This is a genomic window from Paenibacillus agaridevorans (genome assembly GCF_018604145.1).
GTDB lineage: Bacteria > Bacillota > Bacilli > Paenibacillales > Paenibacillaceae > Pristimantibacillus > Pristimantibacillus agaridevorans.
The window spans coordinates 2,255,643-2,278,849 of the sequence record NZ_CP075889.1 but is presented as its reverse complement, the minus strand read 5'-3'; the positions used below and the strand labels follow the sequence as shown (position 1 = coordinate 2,278,849).

Sequence of the window (23,207 nt, the reverse complement as noted above, 5' to 3'; positions counted from 1 at the left end):
GAGCCAAGTGACATTCGCCGAACCAAGCCTCAGAGCGGCTTACCGGAATCGGACCCGAGGATGGTAAGACGGGAGCTCCCGTTACAGAGCTAGAGTATAATCATGCGGGGAGTTTTGCGCATGCCGTACTTGAAGAGGTTAATATGGCGACATATTGATAAAGCTGGGGTGGCACCGCGAACAACTTCGTCCCCAAGACGACAAGTCTTGGAGGTGAAGTTTTTTTAAATTACAGGAAAGTATAAGTTTACTCCATACTTGACCTATAATTCTCGGCAATGTTGCGCGCTGCACCGTCAAAGGACGGCGACAGCCGTTTCACCTTGGTTCAAATTGCTGCTATGCTCATAAGGAGGAGTCTGCCATGTCAACCGATATTAACAAACCCGAAGAGGGCTACTTGGCCAATCTTATACGCGAAGAGTTGCATAATAACCCGTTTCATCGCCCTATGGCAACACGATTCCCGCCGGAGCCGAACGGTTATCTCCATATCGGAAGTGCGTACGCGATCATGACAAATGCGGAAATCGCGAGATCGTACGGAGGCCGGTTCCATCTGCGATTTGACGACACCAATCCGCTCAAGGAGGATGCCGCTTACGCGGAGGCGATCCTCGAAGACATAAAGTGGCTAGGCTTCGATCCAGGGTCCCATGTCTACTACGGGTCGGATTATTCGGAGATGTTCTTTAAAGCCGCCATGACGCTGATCAAGAAGGAAAAAGCTTACGTCTGCGACTTGTCGCCTGACGAGTTGGCGGCGGGCAGGGGCACGTTGACCGAACCGGGTGCGGATAGTCCGTACCGCAATCGTTCCATCGAAGAAAACGTTGCGTTGTTCCAAGAAATGAAGGAAGGCCGGTATAAGACGGCGTCCAAGGTGCTGCGTGCACGAATCGACATGTCGTCCCCGAATATGAACATGAGAGATCCCGTGCTGTACCGGATCATTCACGCCGATCATTACCGAACCGGGGCGGCTTGGTGCATCTATCCCATGTACGATTTTGCCCATCCCATTCAGGATGCGATCGAAGGGATTACGTATTCGTTATGCTCGCTCGAATTCAAGGATCATCGTCCTTTGTATGAATGGGTACTTGCGGAGCTTGGATACGAGGAACCGCCAAGACAGCGGGAATTCGGGCGAGTGGGGTTGACCGGTGTTGTGACCAGCAAACGTTATCTGCGCCAGCTTGTAGAGGAAAGACATGTAGATAGCTGGGATGATCCGAGACTGCCAACGCTTCGAGGCTTGAGACGAAGGGGGTATACGCCGGCAAGCATTCGTTCCTTTATTGAGGAAATCGGGAGTATCCGATCCTACAGCACGGTCGATATCTCGCTTCTGGACCAATGCCTGCGCCAAGACCTGAAGGAATCGATTATAAGCGTAATGGCCGTGCTTCGGCCGCTGAAAATCGTGATCACAAATTATCCGGAAGATACGGAAGAGATGCTGCGAGTCGAAAATAACGCTTCGAATGTCGAGCTGGGATCAAGAGAGGTCCCTTTCTCCCGAACGATCTATATCGAACAGGATGACTTTATGGAGGACCCGGTGCCGGGTTATCATCGGCTGCAGCCAGGAGGCGAAGTGCGACTTAAGGGCGCATACTTCATTCGCTGTCAGAAGGTCGTAAAAGATCCTGAAAGCGGCGATATTTTGGAGGTCCACTGCACATACGATCCCGAGACGAAGAGCGGAACGGGCTTTGCCGGACGTAAGGTGAAGGGCACCATTCATTGGGTATCGGCGGCGCATGCGGCAGCGGGAGAAGTACGGCTATACGATCGACTGCTCCGTGATGAGAACATACCCAAGGAGGATGCAGTAGATTGGTCGAAGTGGTTGAATCCCAACTCGCTAATCAAATTGTATGCCGCTCAGTTCGAACCGATTGCGGGCAAGGCAGCGCCCGGAGACCGATTGCAGTTTTTCCGGCATGGTTATTTTGTTGCGGACGTTGGACCTTCAACGAACGAGGGGCCGGTGTTTAACCGGATCGTTCCGCTTAAGGATTCGTGGAACAAAAAATAAAGTCCTTTATGATTTAGCAAGGTGAAAGGAGAGCGATCCGTTGACTCTTCAACAGTTAAAATACGTCATTGAAGTCGCGAGCAGAGGGTCCATAAACGAAGCAGCGAAACGACTGTTTATTTCACAGCCGAGCCTGTCGAACGCAATCAAGGAACTGGAATTAGAGATGGGCATCTCGATCTTTGAGCGGACAAACAAAGGAATAACCTTGTCCAAGGAAGGCGTCGAATTTCTGAGCTATGCCCGGCAGGTAGTGGAGCAGGCGGAGCTGCTGGAGAGTCGTTATTTGAACGCTAAGCCTTCGCCGCAACATTTTTCCGTATCCACGCAGCATTATGCTTTTGCCGTCAACGCCTTCGTCAGCCTCGTACGGGAGCATGGCCACGAGGAATACGAGCTTATGCTTCGCGAGACGAAGACCTATGAAATTATCGAAGATGTCAAGACGATGCGCAGCGAGATCGGGATTTTATACTTAAACGATTTCAACAGAGGGGTCATCGACAAACTGCTTAAGTCCGCGAACCTGCAATTTACAAGCTTGTTTACGGCCATGCCGCATGTATTTATTAGCATTCATAACCCGCTGGCGAGGCAAAAGGTCGTGACGATCGACGAGCTGCAGGATTATCCGTACTTGTCCTTCGATCAAGGGGAATACAATTCCTTCCACTTCTCGGAAGAAATTCTGAGCACGCTGTCGCGCAAAAAGAGCATTACCGTCAACGACCGTGCGACGCTTTTCAACCTGTTGATCGGCTTGAACGGCTATACGATCTCGACCGGCGTGCTGAGCTCCGATCTGAACGGCAACGAAATCATCCCCGTGCCGCTGGCGATCGACGAAGTGATCAACGTCGGGTGGATCGCGCAGAAAAACATGCCGTTATCCGTTCTCGGAGCGGCCTATATCGAAGCGCTCAAGGAAGCGGTGTCTCCGTGATTGAGCTTTTTTGAAACGCGTTACGTCGCCAAGGTACGCCATGGCCAATTCAACTTGCCATCCGTTATAGTTAATAGCTATGACCAGATATAGAAAAGACAAGTTACGCTATATCTCCGTATCCGTGTTATCTTGTTGGTAACAAAGATAGGGAGTGTTGGCGGATGGCAAAAAGCAGTGTATTGGGATACCCGCGGATCGGCGGAAACCGGGAATGGAAAAAGGCGCTGGAGGCTTTTTGGGCCGGCAAATTAGAGCAGGCGGAATTCGAGAACCAACTGCGCGATATTCGCGTAAATCATTGGCACAAGCAGCAGGAGCAAGGCATCGACTACATTCCGGTAGGCGACTTTAGCTACTATGATCAAGTGCTGGACACGGCGGCCATGTTCGGCATCGTACCGGCCCGGTTCGGCTACAAAGGCGGCCCCGTACAGCCATCCTTGTATTACGGCATAGCTCGCGGCACCAAAGAGGCGACGGCCAGCGAGATGACCAAATGGTTTAATACGAATTACCACTATATCGTACCTGAGCTCGACGGAGCACAGCCTGTACTGACAGAGAACAAGCCGCTTATTGCTTACAGAGAAGCCAAGGAAACATTGGGAATCGAGGGCCGTCCCGTCCTGATCGGGCCGCTGACCTTCCTGAAGCTCTCCAAAGGCTACAAGTCTTCGGAGCTCGATGGCTGGATCGACCGCCTGATGCCTCTGTATATCCAAGTACTAGGCGAGTTGGCGCAAGAAGGCGTTGCGTGGGTCCAAGTCGACGAGCCCGTGCTTGCCACGAACGTAAGCGCAGAAGATATCGAGCGCGTGAAACGAATTTACGGTGCCATCGCGAGCGCGGTTCCTTCCTTAAAGATCTTGCTGCAAACGTATTTCGAATCCGTGGAGTTCTATCCGGACATCGTTGCTCTGCCTGTTGCGGGTATCGGTCTTGACTTCGTGCACGGTCTGCAAGGCAATCTGGCCGCCATTCGCGAGTTCGGCTTCCCGCAGGATAAGACGCTTGGCGCCGGCATCATCGACGGTCGCGGAATTTGGAGAGCGGATCTTCGCGAGAAGCTGAAGCTGGTTCGCGAACTGGAAGGCATCGTAACGTCCGATAGGCTTATTATTCAATCGTCATGCAGCTTGTTGCATGTACCGGTTACAACTGCAGCGGAATCGAAGCTTCCCGAAGAGCTTAAGAACGCGCTGGCTTTTGCGGACGAGAAGTTGTCCGAGCTGGTTGTGCTCACGAAAGCAATTAACGGAGGAGAACTTTCTGTAGAGCAAGAGCTGTCGAGCAGTGAAGCGGCGGTCGGTGCGCTCGGCCGTTCCGCAGCCCGTAATTGTACGGAAGTCAGAACGGCTGTCGCAGCCATTAGCGGTCAAGAGCCCGTGCGCAGCAAACCGTTCGGGGATCGTCTTGCCGCGCAGCAGTCGAAATGGCAACTGCCCATTTTCCCGACTACGACGATCGGCAGCTTCCCGCAAACAGCCGAAGTGCGCAAGGCACGTCAGCTTTGGCGCAAAGGCGAGTGGAGCAACGAGCAATATAACGCGTTTATTCGGGAGCAAATCGATGTCTGGATCGGACTGCAAGAAGACATCGGCCTCGACGTTCTCGTACACGGAGAATTCGAGCGAACGGATATGGTCGAATTTTTCGGAGAGAAGCTGGCGGGCTTTGCCTTTACGCAATTCGGATGGGTGCAGTCCTACGGTTCACGCTGCGTGAAGCCTCCGATTATCTACGGAGACGTGGCTTTCGAGGAAGCGATGACGGTAGAAGAGACCCAATATGCGCAATCCAAGACAAAACAGCCTGTTAAAGGCATGTTGACGGGTCCGATCACGATCATGAACTGGTCATTCGTTCGCGAAGATATAACGCGCGAGCAAATCGCGTATCAACTGGCATATGCGCTGAGACAAGAGGTAGAAGCGTTGGAGAAAGCGGGCATCGGCATGATCCAGGTCGACGAACCGGCCGTTCGCGAAGGATTGCCGCTGAAAGCGAAGGATCAAGCAAATTATCTGGACTGGGCGGTCAAAGCGTTCCGCATGACGACTTGCACGGTACAGCCGGAGACGCAAATCCATACGCATATGTGCTATTGCGAATTCCACGACATGATCGACTCCATCGAGGCGATGGATGCGGACGTCATCTCCATCGAAACCTCGCGCAGCCACGGCGAGCTGATCCACAGCTTCGAGGAGAATACGTACGGTCTCGGCATCGGCCTTGGCGTCTACGACATTCATAGCCCGCGCGTGCCGAGCGTCGACGAAATGACGAATATGATCGATCGCGCGCTGCGCGTGTTGGATCCCAAACTGTTCTGGATCAATCCGGATTGCGGCTTGAAGACTCGCGGTTTGGAAGAGACGGTTGCATCGCTTCGCAACATGGTTGACGCGACGAAGCTCGCTCGCGAAAAATATTCGGTAGGCGTGTAGCCAACGAACGATTTTTGGGCAAAATCGAAAGAAGGCCAGGGTATGTCCCTTGGCCTTTTTTCGATTGAAAAACGCATCTTGACAGCAGATATAAGCGATAAGTATATTGAGGTAAAGCTGGCTCGGCATCTCGGCATGTTGATCTACGGCATTGCAGCTTTGTTTAATGATATTTTGTACGCATTGCGAAGGTGGAGGGAAAACAATGCCCAGATGGAGCAAGAGCTCGAAGGTCGCATCGGGAGTCGGCGTCTTGATCGTGCTGCTGTCCGGATTTTTTCTGGCAGACCGCCTGTCCGAACAGCCGGAATCCGTTATCGTTGCTTATGTAGACGGAGAGCCGATCTATGCCGCGGAGCTGCAGAAAAGCATGGAGAAGGAACGTCATGCCGTTGCCATGTATTATTACCATGAGCATGGACTGGAGGAAAAGCCTGGATTCTGGACGAGCCGGTATGAAGGAGAGACGCCTATCGAACGGTTAAGAATGAAAGCGCTTCAAAGCGTGGTTCGGACAAAGCAGCAACAGATGATGGCGCGCAACAAAGGTCTTATCGAGGACATATCCTATCCCGCTTTTCTCAAAAACCTAACGAAAGAAAACGAGCGCAGAAAGGAGGCGGTAAAGAAGAATGAAGTCATCTACGGACCGCTTCAGTATACGGAGGAGGCATACTTCGAATACGTGACGGCCAATTTGCTGATTCAACTGCAATCGCGATTGGAAGGAGCCGAGATTCCTTTAACGGAGCCTCTTCTAAAGCAATATTACGACATGATCAAGGAGGAATATTACAAGGGGGAGGATGCCGTTCGGGTACGCAAAATCCGAATCTCATACATAGGGAAGGACGGAGCGATTAACCTCGAGAAAAAGGAACAGGCATGGGAGCTTATGCGGGAAGCGCAGGTCAGGCTGGGACAGGGAGAAAGCTTCGCCGCGCTATCGGAGCAGCTCAATGAGGCGGAAGAAGAGCGGAGCAGCTACGGCCTGCAAGTTTTTGATCGCTCCACAGCCCGCGAAGACCAAATGTCGGGAGGCGTTTTGCGGCAAGAAGCGATGAGGCTAGCGGCGGGAGGGACTAGCGGGATTATCGAAACAAACAATGCATTGTATTTGCTTTATTGCTTGAACAGGCTGCCTGCGGAAGCGCAGCCCTTCGATCAGGTTCGGCAAGACGTAAAAAACAAATATATGAACTACCGATATACGGAGCTTATCGACCAAAAGACACGGGAAGCGTCCGTCGAGATCAGACAAGCGCAATTCGACGAAGTAACGCTGCCTTAAAGAGGTTGTTCAAAAAGTCCGATCCGAACTTTTTGAACACAGACTTAAAGCATCCGCTCGCGGTACTCCTGCGGTGTCAAGCCAAAATGTTTTTTAAACATTTTGATGAAATGCTGTGTCTGATTGTATCCCAGCTCCGTGGAAATATCGTATACCTTGATTCCTTTATTGCGGAGCAGGGAGACGGCCCTTTCCATCCTGACCTTGAGCACATAGTCGCTAAAGCTCTCTCCCGATTCCGTCTTGTATATTCTGGACAGGTAGGAGGGGTGCAGGAAGACGTGGTTCGCCACGGTTTGAATGGATACGTCATGCTGCAAATTGTGTTCGATATATTCATTTACTTGACTGACGATTGCGGCATGGGAATGCTTGCGTTCGCGGTCGACGATGTCGGAGAGCTGTTCCAATCTGCGAAAGGTCCAGTCGCGCAGAGGTTTGACCGTCTTGAACGGAAGACCGCCGACGACCTTCTCGTATTCCTCGCCGATCAGCTCGGAGAGCCGTTTATGGTTTTTGTGGGCGATGTAAGTGAGCATCCCGCATATTTCGAGGTAAACCTCGAGAATATGCTCTTCGGAATGAGACCAATCCCGCAATAATTCCTCAAAAATTCTCTCGAGCTTCGCGTGCAGCTCCTTCCATTGGCCGGCTTCTATGCATTGCTTGAGTGTTGGCGGTTCGTACAGACTGGAGAAGGAGGCGATCTTTTGATTGTTCTCGCTGCCGGTTAACGTCATAAATAAATCCTGCTCGTCCCCGATCCGCTGGCGGAATGCGAACAAACAGTTCTGGTAATAAGCGGAGATATCATTCGGGAACATAAACCATTCGCTCACCAGCACGGAGATGCTGCCCTTTAAGTAAACATGTACGTAATGCTGCAGCTGGACGGCATGCTGCTCCAGAAGCTGCTTTCTCTTGTCGGCCGTCTGCGCCTTCAGCTTGTCTGTGGCAGCTATCATGAAGACCAAATAGCCGTAATCGTCCCGACAGTTCCACAGATTGAAGTCGTCTTGAAAGATCTCTGCTGCTACATTGGCGATCGCGTATTCGAATAAGGACACGGAGTGCTCGTCATGGCGGGCGAAATCATCCTCCAACCGTATGAGAGCCATGGAAGCAGTGATGCCTGTAGAGAAGGGGAGATGATACAGCGAAAATTTGTCCTGCAGCGCCGATTCCGTCATGCTCCGGCCCTGCAGGAGCTCCAGCAGCAAGTTTTGCCGAAGCAGCGGAAGATGCGCCTGAAGCGTTTGAATCGCCCTTTGGTTCGAGATGACGGCGTGCCATTCGACCGAGGCTTTCTCCAAAACGCGCCGAATGGAAGCAATAAGCTCCTCATCGGGAACCGGCTTGAGCAAGTAATCCTCGACATCCTGGCGCAGGGCCTCTTTGGCGTATTCGAAGTCGGAATAGCCCGACAGCAGGATGATTTTGATGGTTCTCCAACGGGAACGAATTTCGCGGATAAGCTCCAGGCCGGACTTTACGGGCATGCGAATGTCGGTAATGACGAGATCGATCGAATGGGATTCCAGCGTTTCCATCGCATCGAAGGCGGAATAGGCTTTGTGCACGCTGCTTACCCCCATATCGCTCCAGGGCAATGTCTTCTCCATGCTGTCCACGAGATGCATGTGGTCGTCAACGATTAATACTTGATGCATGGCAATCCACCTCCGATAAAATTAGTCAATGACCGTCCATTGAAGGGTCACGCATAGTCCGCCGAGAGCGGCGTGCGACAGAAGGACGCCGGCGTCCTGGCCGAACCGGAATTTCAGCCGCTGATGCACGTTCCATAACCCGCAGCCCATCTCGCCGTCGAGCGGGGCTTCGAGCTTTTGCTTGAGTCGATCCAGCTCTTGATCGCTCAGCGGTTCGCCGCTGTCTTCTATGATCAATCGGACTTTGTTATGAACCCGTTCGCCGGTTACGGACATTCTGCCCCACTTCATCTGGGGCTCCAGCCCGTGAATGATCGCATTTTCCACGATCGGCTGAAGGAGCAAACGCGGAATGGAAAGCTGCAGCATCGTTTCGGGAATATGGATCTCGTACTCCAACCGCTGCATTTGCAAGCTTTGGATGTTCAAATAATTTTTGACGAGCTCCAGCTCTTCCCGCAGCGTTGTTTCCTGATTTTCCACGCGGGTCGTGTACCGGTAATAATGGCTCAGGTTCAAGGTCATGGCGATGACGGCCTCTTTCTCTTCAAGCTCGGTCATGCTTTTGATGAAAGCAAGAGAGTTGTAAAGGAAGTGGGGATTAATCTGCGATTGCAGCTGTTTAAGAGTAGCCTCCCGCGACCGCAGTCGTTCCGAGTAGACATTCTCGATCAGTTGTTCGATCTGGGCGGCCATCTGGTTGAATCGCTGGAGCAGAAACCCGAATTCGTTTCTTTGCTTGTTTTCCAGCCGGACGGAGAAGTTGCCCATCTCTAATTTTCTTACCCCATGGAGCAATTGGGATACGGGAACCTGAACGTTGCGGTACAGCATAAGCGCGACCACGATGCCCATCGCAAGTAGGGTGGCCATGGACGCGTAAAATAATAGCGAACTGTTTTTAATGGGACTTAACCGGTATTCCATAGGCACGTAATCCACGAGAGTCCAGTTCAGCGCTTCCGACTTTACGTAGTTGACCATGTACTGCTTTCCTTGAAGCTTCACGTATTCCGTGCCGCTATCGTTTGTCTCGCTTCCATTGAGGAACTGGACGACGTCATGAGCCAACGACTGATCGGCGGAGCGGTTTAGGATGGGTCGATTATCTTCGTGATAGAAGAAGGGGTCGTTTTTGCCCGTCATCTTGATCTGGTCCAGCATGTTGCGGATATTGTTAACCGTAAAGCTGATTTCAACGATGAGCCGCGAACCCGGATATACGGTATGTTTGACGAATTGTTCGATCGGAGTGCCGTTTTCCGAGGTTTCCCTGTAGAGCCAGTTCTCCGTTATCCGATCCGGAGCGAACATCTTCGTATAGTCGGCTTCATTAAGGGTCGTCACGCCAGTTCCGGCCTGCGGGGAATAAACCGTAAACTGATTGATCCAATTGCTGGAGGCGCCGGACAAGCGCAGCTTCTCGATGATATCCTGCTTGATCACCACCTTGTCGTAATTATTATCCTTCTCATGGATATGGATCAAATCATCGATGACCTGGAATCGCCCGATCGTATTGGCGGCAATGGACAGCTGCTCCAACGTCGCCTCCGCCTGGCTTAACAGAAAGGAGAGATGCTGCAGATTCGATTCTTTGATTTCGTTGCGGACAACATTGACGCTGACCTGGTTGGAATAAGTATGCAGAATAAGTATCGGGATGATTAACAGCAGCAGCATGATGATCAGCTTGCGGAATATCGTCATCTTGACCGGCATGCCTGATCCTCCTAACGGGTGTAAGCGTTGTCAAATATGAGCCTATTATACTATGAATTGCTGCCGCAAAGGAGGGGTTCGCATGGCGAACAAAGGGAATGGTGATGAAAACATCATGAATGTATTCAAACCGACATATAACTGTCGACAGCCAAGATTTACTATACAAGTAAGAAGCGTTTCACTAGAACCTTTGACGACATGAGACCCAAGAGAGAAGGCTTGCGTTCGTATGAGCCGTCGGCGGCGCGTGTTCATAAACCCGGGAGGTCCGAAGAATGAAACCGTATAAAAGTAAACGACTGTCTTGCGCCGCAATGTTTGCCATGCTGTTCCTTGCCGCCTGCTCCGGCTCTGGAGGATCGGTTGGCTCGAATCATGAAGCCGACGAAAAGCCGCTAGAGGTCCGATGGACGAATATCGCTTACGGCACGCCGCCGCTGGGCGGGGACGCCGTCGGCAAGCAAATCGAAGACAAGACGAATACGGTGATCAGCTGGCAGTGGATTCCCCTTAACGGCTACAAGGAGAGGCTCGGCGTCGCGCTGAACACCGGAGATTTGGCGGAAATTACCCAGGTGCCTACGAGCAACCCCATTTACGAGACAGCGACGCATGATGCGATTCAGGCCGGCAAGTTCCATGATCTTACCCCGTATTTAACGGGAGAGAGTTTGAAGGACTATCCGAATCTTGCGGCGTACCCGGATGAAATATGGGACAACATGCAATATAACGGCAAGATTTGGGGCATACCCCGACATCCCAATCCGCCGATCTTTACAACCGTTCATGTCCGAAAGGATTTGCTGGAGAAAGCTGGTTTGGAGCCGCCGACTACTTGGGAAGAGTTGACGAATGTTATTTTGAAGCTTAGCGATCCGCCGGAGCGATACGGGATTGCCATGAAGTCGACGTCAAGCGGGGATGTCATTGCCAATGCCATTACCGGCATTCAGAACTGGTCGGTTGACGAAGTAGGGAATTTTCAATACCGGGATTTTATGCCGACGTTTAAGACTTATCTGAACTGGCTAAAGATGCTCTACGAAAAAGGGGCGATTCATCCCGAGTTTCCCATTGTCGAAGGCAGTGAAACGGATCTGTTCAAGCAAGGCACTTACGCCGTAGTTGCATCCAATACCCATATGTTCACTATACCGGATTGGCTGGATACCCTGAGCCGCAACGCGCCGGGAGCGGATGTGTTGACGCTTAAAGTACTTAAGGGTCCGCAGGGATATACGACCAGTGCGGCGACAGGCTCTTGGACCAATTTGATGATCAACTCGAAAGTTCCCAAGGAGGATATTCCCCGGCTGCTCAGGCTGATCGATTATACGTCATCGACGGAGTACCAAAAGCTTGCGCTTTATGGGATCGAAGGCATCCATCACGAAGTGAAGGACGGCAAGATCATCCGCAATGAGAAATACAAAAGCGAAGGTATTGAGGCTTATACATGGAATGACGGAACGTATACGGGAGCCGACAATTATTTGCTATGGGACGCCGATCCGGAACGGGTGAGATGGTATAAGGAAGTGTTCGAAGATTCGCAGCTCAAATCGACGTATGCCAATCCGGCGTTTAATCTATCGTCGCCCGTTGTGGGCGACAAGTGGGGCGATCTGACTCGGGATCTGGAACGGAACAAGGTGAAGTACGTCATGGACGTTATGTCGGAGGCGGAGTGGGACAGCTACGTTAACGAACTGACGGCTTCCGAAGATTACCGTAAAATCGTCGAAGAACTGAAGCTTTCTTACAACCAATATAAACAATAAAAATATAGCATCGACTTTAAAAAAGATGACTTAAAGGGCTTGCGTTAGTCGTAAGCCAATTTAAGCCTGCTCAAATTTCATGAAAATAGGAGGGGGAAGGGAAATTTACGCTTATATACTGTTAAACAAAAACATTAAAGTTATATAAAGGAGTGATTAAATGGCTCGGGTATCGTTTCATCATGTTTACAAACAGTACCGTTCCGAAAAGAAAACGTCGGTTACCGACTTTCATCTGGAGATCGAGGATGGGGAATTCGTGGTGCTGGTAGGCCCTTCCGGATGCGGGAAAACGACGACGCTTCGGATGTTATCCGGTCTCGAAGACATAACGGAAGGCGAGATTTACATCGGGGATCGTTATATCAACTATGTCTCTCCAAAGGACAGAGATATTGCAATGGTGTTTCAAAATTATGCGCTATACCCCAATTTATCCGTCTACGAGAATATGGCGCTTGGCTTAAAGCTTAGGAAGACGGCCAAACACGAGATTGAGCTCCGGGTAAAGAAGGCCGCGAAAATATTGGAAATTTCCGCTTTGCTCGACAAGAAGCCTAATCAGCTGTCGGGCGGACAGAAGCAGCGAGTTGCCCTCGGCAGGGCGATCGTTCGCGAGCCGGAGGTTTTTCTGATGGATGAGCCTTTGTCCAATCTCGACGCGAAGCTGAGAACCCAAACCAGATCGGAGCTGATCAGGCTGCATCAGGAATTGCAGACGACAACGGTTTATGTGACCCATGATCAGACGGAAGCGATGACGATGGGCTCCAGAATCGTAGTCATGAAGGATGGCATCATTCAGCAGGCGGCAGCGCCGGAATTTATTTATCGGCAGCCGGCCAATCTGTTCGTCGCCGGATTTATCGGTTCCCCGGCCATGAATCTCATCGAAGGGAGCATCGAGGAGGACGGGGGAACGCATTATTTCAGCAACAGGCGCTTGCGGCTGGAGATTCCGCCCCAATATAAGCCGTTCCTCGCTTCCGGTAAATTAAGAAACGTCGTCATGGGCATTCGTCCCGAGCATGTGCTGCTTGAGCCGACGCTGGAGGATCCCAATGATTCTTATGGAGCCGTTATCGACGTTATCGAGCTAATGGGCTCCGATTCTTACCTGTATTTGAGCATGGGGGATATCCGTGTGATCGCCAGGGCGATCGAACCAGGCTCGAAATTTCATGTGACGGACAAGATCGACATCGGATTCCGGATGGAAATGGCTCATTTTTTTGATGCGGAATCGGGCGGCAATCTTGGCATTTTTTGACCACAATACGGGAGGTAGAGCATCATGCTTCGCAAATGGATGGTTTATACGGCTCTGCTGGCTTTGATTGTGTTGGGCTATGCCGTCAGGTCATGGTTGCAGGGAGAAGAGAGCTTTCCCGTCGTCAGCGCGGATGCGATGGATTACGGCAGCGGAGACGGAGATGGCATCCTATTCTACGCGGATCGGCTTCGGAAAGCGGAAGAGTCTGGCATACTGCCGTATACGGGACCGCCAGTAGCAATCGAGCCGATCGCTTACAGCGTGGCTTCTGCCGAAGCGGCTGTCCGGACGGGATATGATGCTGATTTAAACGAGGAGGTTCTTCACTGGACAAATGGCACGGGATGGGTGGAATGGACGGTAGAAATTCCGGCGGATGCCTTGTACGAGCTGGAACTGACCTATATGCCGACCAAGCGGGACAGCAGCAGCTCGGTATTCTACGCGTTATCGATTGATGGCGAAATTCCGTTTTCGGAGGCAAATGGAATCGAGCTGTTGAAACGATGGAGGGACAAGGATGTTCCTTACCGGAAGGATGCGCTCGGCAACGAGATTCGATCGATGCAAGTAGAGACGGTGGGCTGGCTAACGGCTCCGGCAACAAATTATGCGGTTTCGTCCGTCCCGCTTCGGCTGCCGTTGACCAAAGGCGTACATACGCTGAGGTTCGCCGCGCAAAACGAACCGATGTCTTGGGGGCCAATCCGTCTGACGGCTCCGGAAGCGATACCCGCTTATGCGGAATATCTGGAGAGGGCAGGCACATCGGAGCAGGCTGGCGCTCCTGAACGGGCGGACGCTCCACCCGCTATCGAAACGTGGTACACGCTTCTTGAAGGGGAGCGTTATGAGCAGAAATCCCACCCCTCGGTGCAAACCGGAACGATTAACGAACCAAACGTATCTCCGGATGGCGAAGGGCGCCTGCTGTATAACGTCTTGGACGGCCAGCGATGGAAAAGGGCAGGGGAGTGGGCGGAGTGGACCTTTGAAGTGCCGTCCGCAGGCTGGTATGAAATCGACGTGAAATATTATCAGGGCTTCGTCGGCAAAGCAAACGCATTTCGGACGGTGCTGATTGACGGCAAGACGCCTTTCGAAGAGCTGCTTCATTATCCGTTTCCTTACAACAGCAAGCTGGAGATGCATACGCTCGGCAGCCGCGCCGGAGAGCCTTACCGCTTCTATCTGGATAAAGGAGAGCACACGTTGCGGCTGGTAACGGATATCTCGCCGTTAAATCCGGTCGTGCTTTCGATGCAGGAGGCGATCCGCAAGCTGTACGGCATCGAGCAGAAGCTTCGCAAGCTGACGGGCGACTATGGAACGAATACGGGCGATGCGAACCGCACATGGGATATAATGAGCTACTTCCCTGATCTGGAGGCTCAACTTGCCGGCCTTCGGGATCAATTGAAGCTGAGCATGGATTATCTAAACGGCTTGAACGGCCAAACGAACGATACGACCGAGTCTCTCAAGATCGGGGTAGCGATTCTGGATGGACTGCTGGAGGAGATCAATCAAATTCCGAACAGGCTGGGCAAGTTCCCTGACTTGCAGATGAGAATCGGCACCTGGATGGATAAGATGGCAAACGGGGGAATGTCCGCGGATTATATCGTCGTCAGGAGTCCTTCCGCCGTCCATCCGTATAAGGAAACCTCCACTCTGTCCAAGGTGCCTTACACGATAATCAACTTTGCGCGCACCTTCTATTTGAATTATAACGCCAGGGATCTAAACGATAAGGACGCGATCGAGATATGGGTCGGCCGGGGGAGAGACTATGCGTCCCTGCTTCAGGAGATGATCGATCAAAGCTTCACGCCTCAGACCGGCATCGCGGTCAACGTTAATTTCATGCCCGATGCGAATGCGCTTACGCTTAGCAACGCGGGGGGAGATCAGCCGGATGTCGCGCTTGGTCTGGTACAGGATATGCCCGTCGATTACGCGATGCGCGAAGCGTCCGTCGACTTGACGCAATTCGCGAATTTTAAAGAAGTGGCCGAACGCTTTCACCCCGGCGTCATGCGCTCATTTGGTTATAAAAATGGCGTATATGCGCTGCCGGAAACCCAGTCTTACCATCTGCTCTTCTACCGCAAGAGCATGATGAAGGAGCTGGAGCTGGAGGCGCCGGATACGTGGGAGGATTTGCAGCGGATACTGCCGACTTTGCAGGAAAACGGCATGCAATTTTATTACAACGCAAAGGACTTTGTTCCTTTCTTCTATCAGAATGACGTGGAGTTTTATTCGCCGGACGGGATGAAAGCGGCGTTTGATACAGAAGCGGCTTATACATCATTTTCCTTATGGACGGAGCTGTTCGGCAAATACGATCTGCCCCAGGAGGTTCCGGCCTTTTTCCAGCATTTCAAGCTGGGCACGATGCCGATTGGCGTATCGGATTTTAATACGTACGTCCAACTGCTGACCTCCGCCCCCGAAATACTCGGAGACTGGGAGATCGCGCCGATGCCCGGGACCGTGCAGGAGGACGGAAGCGTAGCGAGATGGGCGATGAACACGATGACTTCTGCGATGATTTTGAACAAAAGCGATAAAAAGGAGCAGGCATGGCGTTTTATCGATTGGTGGACGTCCACGGACGTTCAGCTGGAATACGGCAACGCGATCGAATCCTTTTACGGGCCGGAATATCGTTGGAATACGGCCAATATGAAGGCGATGGCAGCCATGCCTTGGCCTGCGGAGCATATCGCGGCTATTAAGGAGCAGAACCGATGGAACCGCAACGTGCCGTTCCTTCCGGGAGGGTACTTGCTCGCCCGCGAGATGGAATTTGCGTTTAACCGGACGATTGTGCAGAAGATTCCGGCCAAGGATTCTCTGGACACTTCCTTTGTAGCCATGGCTCGCGAGATGGCAAGAAAGCAGCAGGATCTCGGCATCCGGAACGGGCAGCAACTGGATTTTCCAGTTGTTGATCAGCCTTATGATTGGGGGGAAGCGCCAAAATGAAAGAACAGGTTGCCTATAAAGCTGCGGTTTCTGCAGCCTTAAAACATCCGGCGCCGCCAACCCGGCTGCAGCGGTTATTGCGGAGTCTATATCGCGAGCGCATCGCTTATCTGTTTATGGCGCCGTTTCTGCTTTGCTTTACGGCGTTTATCCTGCTGCCCGTCCTGATGGCGATTCTGATGAGCTTTACGTCGTACGATGCCTTTCGTATCCCGCATTTTACCGGCTTCAAAAACTATATCTCGCTTATCACGCAGGATACGGTGTTCATGAAGCATGCGCTGCCGAATACGATCAAATTCGCTTTTTTTGTCGGACCGATCGGCTACTTGCTCACTTTCTTTATTGCTTGGCTGATCTATCAGCTGCCCAAGAGCGTTCGCGATCTGGTCACCCTTGCAATCTATGCGCCGTCGATCGCCGGCGGCATCGCTCTTGTCGTCGTATGGCAAGCGGCTTTCAGCGGCGACTACGTAGGATACTTAAATCAATTTTTGATGAATTACAACTTGATCGAAACGCCGGTGCTATGGCTGCAAAATCCCAAATATCTGCTCAACGTGATGATTGTCGTTACGATCTGGATGGGGTTCGGCGTCGGTTTCCTGGCGATGCTGGCCGGATTCGATACGGTAAATCGGGAGCTTTACGAGGCGGGGCGCATTGACGGCATCTCCACCCGTCTGCAGGAGGTTTATTATATTACAGTTCCGTCGATGAAACCTCAGATGCTGTTCAGCGCCGTTATGGCGATTGTCGGCACGCTCAAGGCGGGCGCCATCTCCGTTCAACTGACGGGACTGCCGATTACGAAGCAATATGCCGGCCATCTGATGTTGAACCATATCGACGACTATGCCTTCATTCGCTTCGAGCTCGGATATGCTTCCATGCTGTCGGTTGTCCTGCTGCTGTTCTCGTATGCCGCGATGAAGCTCAGCTACCGGCTATTCGGCCCGAAGGACGGTGAATAACATGATGGCTATCGTAAAACAAATCAGAAGGCTCACTCTGTTCGAAACGTTGCTGCTGCTAGCCCTGCTTCTGTTGGCGGCCTTTATGTCGCTGCCGATCGTGTTCATTATTAATCATGCGTTCAAGCCGTTCCATGAGTTGTTCCTGTTTCCGCCCACCTTTCTGGTGAAGGACCCGACGTTGACCAACTTCTATGAGCTGTTTATGCGTCCGGTGGCCAGAATCGTGCCGTTTTCGAGGTATCTCTACAACAGCATGATCGTAGCCGCTTTATCCATGGTGGCAGTCATCCTCTCGAGTTGCATGGCCGCCTATGTGCTCTCGAAGCTTCAGTTCAGCCTGAAGAAGGCGGTAATGGCCATGATTATGCTGGCTCTCATGTTCGCGCCGGAGACGGTAGCGATTCCGAGGTATCTGATCGTAGGCTGGCTGCAGCTGAATAATACGTACTTTGGTCATATCCTGCCGGTTATCGCTTCACCGGTCGCCGTATTCCTGATCAAGCAGTTTATCGATCAGATACCGGCGGAGCTGCTGGAAGCAGCCAAGATGGACGGCGCTTCCGAGCTGCGCATCTTTATCCGCATTATCATACCGTTATCGATGCCGGCGATTGCAACCATCTCGATCATTACGTTCCAGGGAGTATGGGGCGACGCTTCGGCATCCACGCTGTTTATGCAAGACGAAACGATGAAGACGTTGCCTTACTATATTACGACGCTAACGAGCGGTATGGCGAATACCGTAGCCGGTCAGGGTATGGCAGCGGCTGCCGGGCTGCTTATGTTTCTGCCTAATCTCATCATCTTTCTGTTCGCCCAGCGACGGATTATGGAGACGATGGTGCATTCCGGCGTGAAATAAAGGCGCTCGGCATTTTTAAGGAAAGAGGTTGACGTGATGGCTAAATACACACGATTCATAGCTGTTCTGCTGGCCGCTTTCTTCCTGTTTCCCGGTACTTCCTCGGCCTGGCAGCCATACGATACCTTCTTTATTTCCCATGGGACGGGAGGAGCGGGCACAAGAACGTTCTGGATGCAGGACGTATACACGGTGTCCCATACGGCTGTCGGCCAGGGCGATCAGGCGATGAAGCAGCCGGCCGACCTGTTTATAGCGGCCGACGACCACTTGTATATTGCGGATAAGGGCAATAATCGGGTTATCGAGCTGAACCGGGACGGCGAGTGGGTAAGGGCGATCGGCGACGCGGAAGGGAGCGGGGTGCTGAAGGCGCCGGAAGGGGTGTTTGTCCGTCCGTCCGGGGATATCTACGTAGCGGACACGGGCAATCAGCGCATAGCCGTTTTCGATAAAGGGGGAGCCTTCGTCCGAGAGTACAAGAAGCCGGAGGAAGGTTTAATGCCCGCCAGCTACTTCTTCGTGCCGGTCAAGGTGGCCGTCGACGATCGCGGCGTTATGTATATCGTGTCCAAGGGCTCTTATCAGGGGATGGTCCGGATGAGAGGGGACAGCGGCGAGTTTACCGGTTTTTTCGGCAGCAACAAAACAAGCGGGACATGGATGGATCGGCTAAAGCGCCAGATTTTTACGGAGGAACAGCTTGCCAGGGAGGAGCTGAAGCGACCCGCCGAGATCGGCAACGTCACGATTGACCAAGACGGGTATATTTTCGCCACGACGACCGGCGTGTTAAACGATCAGATCAGAAAGCTGACTGCCGCAGGGGTGAACCGCTTCGAATCGTTAAAGTCCGCCCGTTTCGCGGCTTCGGACCAAATGGTGGACGTTGCGACGGATAAGCGCCATTTTTTCTACGTGCTGGACCGGAAGGAGAACAGATACGATGCGATGATCTCCATCTACAGTCCGGGCGGCACCCAGCTCTTTTCCTTCGGCAAGAGCAGGAAGGTTCCGCAGCAGCGGGGCGTGCTCTCCTACCCGGCAAGCATCGGCATCGACTCGGGGAACAGGCTGTGGGTGCTGGATTCCGATCAAAGCCTGGCCCAAGCCTATGACCGTACGGAGTTCGGGGATGCGGTGCTTACGGCTGCCGCCGATTATTACATCGGCGACTACGAAAAGAGCGAAGCAAACTGGAACAAGGTAAAGTCGCTTAACGAAATCATCAGCCTGACTTATGTCGGTCTGGGAGAAGTGGCGCAGAAGCAGGAGCGTACCCGCGACGCCATGGCCTACTTCAAGATGTCGTACGACAATCAGGGATATTCGGAAGCGTTTTGGACGTACAGACTGGAATGGATTCAACAAAACTTTGCTTATGCCGCAGGAGTTATCGTTGCCTTATGGCTGCTCTTTCGATACGGGCTTCGAATGTTGGCCAGAAGGTCGACACGAAGGATGCCGGAGCATCTTGCTCGTGTCGTGGGGGAGCTTAAAGACGCATGGTACACGCTGTTCCATCCTTATGAGGGCTTCTACCGGATCAAGGGGCGCAAGCTTTCCGTCTTTACGATGCTGCTGCTTTTGCTGCTGCTGTTGCTTGCGAAGATGGCGGCCCTGTACTGGACCGGATTTATTTTCCGCCCCGTCGACCTAAGCCGGATTAGACTCTGGCCCGAACTGATCGGTTTTCTGGCGCCCATCCTGGCCTGGGTTGTCGCCAATTATCTGGTCAGCACCGTTAAGGACGGCGAGGGACGATTCAGGGATGTCGTACAGGCAAGCCTGTTCGCAGTTGTTCCGTACATTACGCTTACCATGCCGATTCTCTTATTGTCCAACATCCTGGTGTTGGAGGAAGGCATTCTCTACTCTTCCTTGCATACGGTCATGTGGCTCTGGATCGGCGCTTTGTTTATCATCAGCTCTCAGGTTATCCATAATTTCGATTTCGTGGAGAATATCGCAAACAGCACCATCACAGTCGTTACGATCGGAATATTGTTCCTGTTTATCAGCCTGACGACAGGACTGTCTTACAATCTCTACGACTTCTTCTATCAGCTCTACAAGGAGGTGACAGTCCTTGCCTAACATGAAGGCCATTGCGTATCCCGGCAGGAGAAAAACATGGCTGTTTGGCGGCCTGGCGTTGGCAATCATCGTTGTCGGGCTGGCATTATGGTCGCTGTCCAGCCCCGGCATATCCAGCGAGCTGGACATCCCCGCGTATGAAGCTTCAGCTATGGCCGACCCTTCGGGGCCCCCTTGGTTAAGCGGTAAACGGGACGATGCCGGATTCGCGTCCGCGGCCCGAACCGACCGCCTCGAGTTGCTTGTCAATCCTGCGTCAGGGCAAGTCATCGTCCAAGAGCTGCGGTCCGACGTTCAGTGGCGAAGCAATCCAACGACCGTGCAGTTGGAGAGTCAGAAGGTAGGGGGGATCCTGCGGACGAACCTGGAGTCGCCGTTCATTTTGGAATACGCGGAGCAGAACAAAGCGCAGCGTCTGGTTGTAAACGGCAAGGATCCCGGCGTAAAGCTGTCATTCTCCACGACGGACAACGGGGTTGCCGCAAACTACGAATTCGACCAGCTGGGATTCCGGTTCAGCCTTGTATACGGATTGACGGACAACGGCTTCCACGTCGCTATTCCGGCAGCCAGCATCACGGAATCGGGTCCATTCCGCATTTTGTCCATCGATCCGCTGCCGTTTTTCGGAGCGGCGGAGGATGATCCCGCCGAGCCTGGATACATGTTCGTACCGGACGGACCGGGCGCGCTCATTCGGTACCCGCAGCAACAAAAGCGCGTTGGCGCGGGCTATTACCAATACGTCTACGGACCTGAGCTGACGAACAAATCGTTTGACCCGGTTACCGTCTCGATGCCGGTATTCGGGATGAAAAAAGGGGAGCAGGCTTTCCTGGCCGTTATTACGGAAGGGGAAAAGGCTTCGGCCATCCGCGCATTGACTCCCGGCTTGGTCAGCTCATTCAATTCGGTCAATACCCGATTTATTTACAGGGAGGAATACAACCGCCGCCTGAATTTGGGGGGGAGAGCGATCCGCGTCTTCCAGAACGAACTGCTTCGGGAGGACCGCCAGATCCAATATTATTTCATGGAAGAGGACGAGGCGGATTACTCGGGGATGGCCCGGCGGTATAGGAAACATCTGCTGGATACAGGCGGGCTTGGACCGGCGCTTGCTCCCAGCTCCAATATTCCGATGCATCTGACCCTCGTTGGCGGAGACACGATCTATTACGGAGACAGCCAATACGAGATCGCGACAACGTTCGCGCAGGGGGAAGAGATTCTCCGGGAGCTGAAGGACGCGGGCGTACATGAACTTCGGATCACTTGGCGAAATTGGCAGCACAAGGGGACGCTGGCGCCTGACATGAGGCTAAATGTCGAGCGAAAGCTCGGCGGGAAGCCGGGATTGCAGTCGTTTATCGATGCCGCGCATGGGCTGGGCTTCAAGGTGTACCTGAACGCGGTATTGACTCAGGCGGATTCCGAAGGTTCGGAGCTGCCGCCCAAGACGTACGGGGTCCGTTCCGTGGAAGGAGATACCTTGTTCGATTACGAGTTTTTCTTTCTGAATCCCAATATTACCTACAACTATGCGCAGGAATTGATTAACGAAGCCGCTGTCCTCCAGGCGGACGGCATCCATTATAGCGGGATTGGAGAAACGGTGTTCCGCGAATATAATCCGCGATTTGCTTATACAAGAAACGATACGGCTTATCTCTATAACCGGATACTGGAACAGACGCAAGGAACGTTAGGCGCCGGCAGCGCCTTTCTCGGCAATACTTATGCGCTCCGCTACCTAAGCGATATCCAGCAGTTCCCAGGTGAGACGCATCAGTATTACGCAATTGACGAGACCGTTCCTTTTTACCCGATGGCGGTGCACGGCCATATAACCTATTCCATGGTACCGGGCAATTTGCGCAGCCAGTACGACGACGAATTTCTGCGGGCGATCGAATACGGAGCGGTTCCTTCCTTTATTGTGACGGCCGAGAGCAGCCGGACGTTGATGCAGACGAAAACCTGGGGCCTATTTACAAGCCAATTCTCGCAATGGAAGGAGAAGGCGGCGGCGGAATACGAGTCGTTTAACCGTTTAGCCTCTCTCCATCACCTGCAAATGACCGGCCATAGCAAACGGACGGAAGGGGTTTACGAAACGGAATACGCGGACGGGACTGTCGTCGTTGTCGATTACAACGAGAAGACGTTTCGCGTGGAGAGAGGGGGAGGTACATGAGCGCGAACGCTAGGCGGCACCGCAAGGCAAGACGGCACTACATGTGGAGAAGCCGCGGGACGGCGTATCTGTTTATGCTCCCCTGGATGATCGGTTTCTGCGCTTTTATGGCATTCCCGATCGGCTGGTCGCTCTATCTGAGCTTTCAGAAGGTGAAACTGACCGGAGGGGGGCTGTTCTCTTACGAATTTGTCGGCTTGCAAAATTTCAAGGACGCCCTGTTTAAGGACAATGTTTATCCGATCGAGCTGATCTCCTTTTTCCAGCAGATGATTTTGATGGTTCCGGTCATCCTTATTTTTTCCCTGTTGGTGGCCGTCATGCTGAATCAGAACTTCAAGGGCCGTTTTATTTATCGGGCGATCTTCTTTTTGCCGGTCATCTTCTCGACTGGCCAGGTGCTGACCGAGCTGTTCCAGCAAGGAGCGGGCAATGTGCCATTTTTGTCCCAATACGGGGCGGACGCGTTTATCAAGGAGAATTTCAGTCCAGCCATGGCGGCTACGATAACGGAGCTGCTTGGCATGACGATTCTGATTCTTTGGTCTTCCGGCGTGCAAATTCTGATTTTCATTGCAGGCTTCCAGACCATCTCGAAGTCAATCTACGAGGCCGTCAGAATCGATGGCGCGTCGCCATGGACCAGCTTTTGGAAAATAACGCTTCCCGGCATCAAGCCGTTTATCGGCTTGAACCTGCTATACACAATGGTAGACTTGTTCACCTTCCCGTTTAATCCGGTAATGGAGCAAATCAAGCTGAACATGTTCAACGTGTCGACAGGTTACGGATACGCAAGCGCGTTAGCCTGGTTTTACTTTTTGCTTATTATCGTACTGATCCTGATTATTCTGTGGTTTCTAAACCGCTCGAGCAGAGAAAGGAGGGGCTGAA

General features: G+C 52.5%; 14 protein-coding genes and 1 other annotated feature (1 of these 15 only partly in view). Of the genes, 12 read left to right on the top strand and 2 right to left on the bottom strand.

Annotated features, from left to right (window positions below):
* Positions 1–197: a binding site (T-box leader), on the top strand; it begins 65 nt to the left of the window's first position.
* A 167-nt stretch (positions 198–364) separates the two neighbouring features.
* From KJW29_RS09225 to KJW29_RS09210, 4 genes are all read left to right on the top strand, one after another.
* Complete coding sequence (locus KJW29_RS09225) at positions 365–2,044, top strand: glutamine--tRNA ligase/YqeY domain fusion protein (RefSeq protein WP_214629559.1); 1,680 nt, start codon at positions 365–367, stop codon at positions 2,042–2,044.
* A gap of 40 nt (positions 2,045–2,084) precedes the next feature.
* Positions 2,085–2,987 (top strand): LysR family transcriptional regulator, encoded by a 903-nt coding sequence (locus KJW29_RS09220; RefSeq protein ID WP_214629558.1) that lies wholly within the window; start codon positions 2,085–2,087, stop codon positions 2,985–2,987.
* A gap of 164 nt (positions 2,988–3,151) precedes the next feature.
* Positions 3,152–5,440, top strand: coding sequence for a 5-methyltetrahydropteroyltriglutamate--homocysteine S-methyltransferase (gene metE, locus KJW29_RS09215; RefSeq protein WP_214629557.1), 2,289 nt, complete (start codon positions 3,152–3,154; stop codon positions 5,438–5,440).
* Between the two features lie 205 nt (positions 5,441–5,645).
* On the top strand, positions 5,646–6,731 hold the full coding sequence (locus KJW29_RS09210) for a peptidylprolyl isomerase (RefSeq protein ID WP_214629556.1): 1,086 nt from the start codon (positions 5,646–5,648) through the stop codon (positions 6,729–6,731).
* A gap of 44 nt (positions 6,732–6,775) precedes the next feature.
* On the opposite strand, the gene KJW29_RS09205 is transcribed toward KJW29_RS09210, so the two are convergent.
* Both KJW29_RS09205 and KJW29_RS09200 read right to left on the bottom strand, forming a co-directional pair.
* Positions 6,776–8,401 carry a response regulator transcription factor gene (locus KJW29_RS09205; protein WP_214629555.1) on the bottom strand — a complete coding sequence of 542 codons (1,626 nt, stop codon included), beginning with the start codon at positions 8,399–8,401 and terminating at the stop codon, positions 6,776–6,778.
* A 21-nt stretch (positions 8,402–8,422) separates the two neighbouring features.
* Positions 8,423–10,123, bottom strand: a complete 1,701-nt coding sequence (locus KJW29_RS09200) for a sensor histidine kinase (RefSeq protein WP_214629554.1) — start codon at positions 10,121–10,123, stop codon at positions 8,423–8,425.
* 278 nt (positions 10,124–10,401) lie between these two features.
* Between KJW29_RS09200 and KJW29_RS09195 the strand changes: the two genes are divergently transcribed.
* The 8 genes from KJW29_RS09195 to KJW29_RS09160 all read left to right on the top strand — a co-directional run bounded on the left by KJW29_RS09195 (position 10,402) and on the right by KJW29_RS09160 (position 23,206).
* The gene (locus KJW29_RS09195) at positions 10,402–11,910 is read left to right on the top strand and encodes an extracellular solute-binding protein (RefSeq protein ID WP_214629553.1); all 1,509 of its coding nucleotides are present in this window, start codon (positions 10,402–10,404) and stop codon (positions 11,908–11,910) included.
* A gap of 160 nt (positions 11,911–12,070) precedes the next feature.
* Entirely contained in the window at positions 12,071–13,180 is a 1,110-nt protein-coding gene (locus KJW29_RS09190; RefSeq protein ID WP_214629552.1) for an ABC transporter ATP-binding protein, read from the top strand.
* 24 nt (positions 13,181–13,204) lie between these two features.
* Positions 13,205–16,177, top strand: a complete 2,973-nt coding sequence (locus KJW29_RS09185; RefSeq protein WP_214629551.1) for an extracellular solute-binding protein — start codon at positions 13,205–13,207, stop codon at positions 16,175–16,177.
* Complete coding sequence (locus tag KJW29_RS09180) at positions 16,174–17,151, top strand: carbohydrate ABC transporter permease (RefSeq protein WP_214629550.1); 978 nt, start codon at positions 16,174–16,176, stop codon at positions 17,149–17,151. Before KJW29_RS09185 ends, KJW29_RS09180 begins: the two co-directional genes overlap by 4 nt.
* Position 17,152: 1 nt before the next feature.
* Entirely contained in the window at positions 17,153–18,019 is an 867-nt protein-coding gene (locus tag KJW29_RS09175; RefSeq protein ID WP_214629549.1) for a carbohydrate ABC transporter permease, read from the top strand.
* A gap of 36 nt (positions 18,020–18,055) precedes the next feature.
* A complete protein-coding gene (locus tag KJW29_RS09170; protein ID WP_214629548.1) occupies positions 18,056–20,116 on the top strand; it encodes a YIP1 family protein in 2,061 nt (686 codons plus the stop codon).
* 1 nt (position 20,117) lies between these two features.
* Positions 20,118–22,313, top strand: a complete 2,196-nt coding sequence (locus tag KJW29_RS09165) for a DUF5696 domain-containing protein (RefSeq protein WP_246608822.1) — start codon at positions 20,118–20,120, stop codon at positions 22,311–22,313.
* Complete coding sequence (locus KJW29_RS09160; protein WP_246608661.1) at positions 22,310–23,206, top strand: carbohydrate ABC transporter permease; 897 nt, start codon at positions 22,310–22,312, stop codon at positions 23,204–23,206. Before KJW29_RS09165 ends, KJW29_RS09160 begins: the two co-directional genes overlap by 4 nt.
* The last annotated feature ends 1 nt before the right edge of the window (position 23,207 follow it).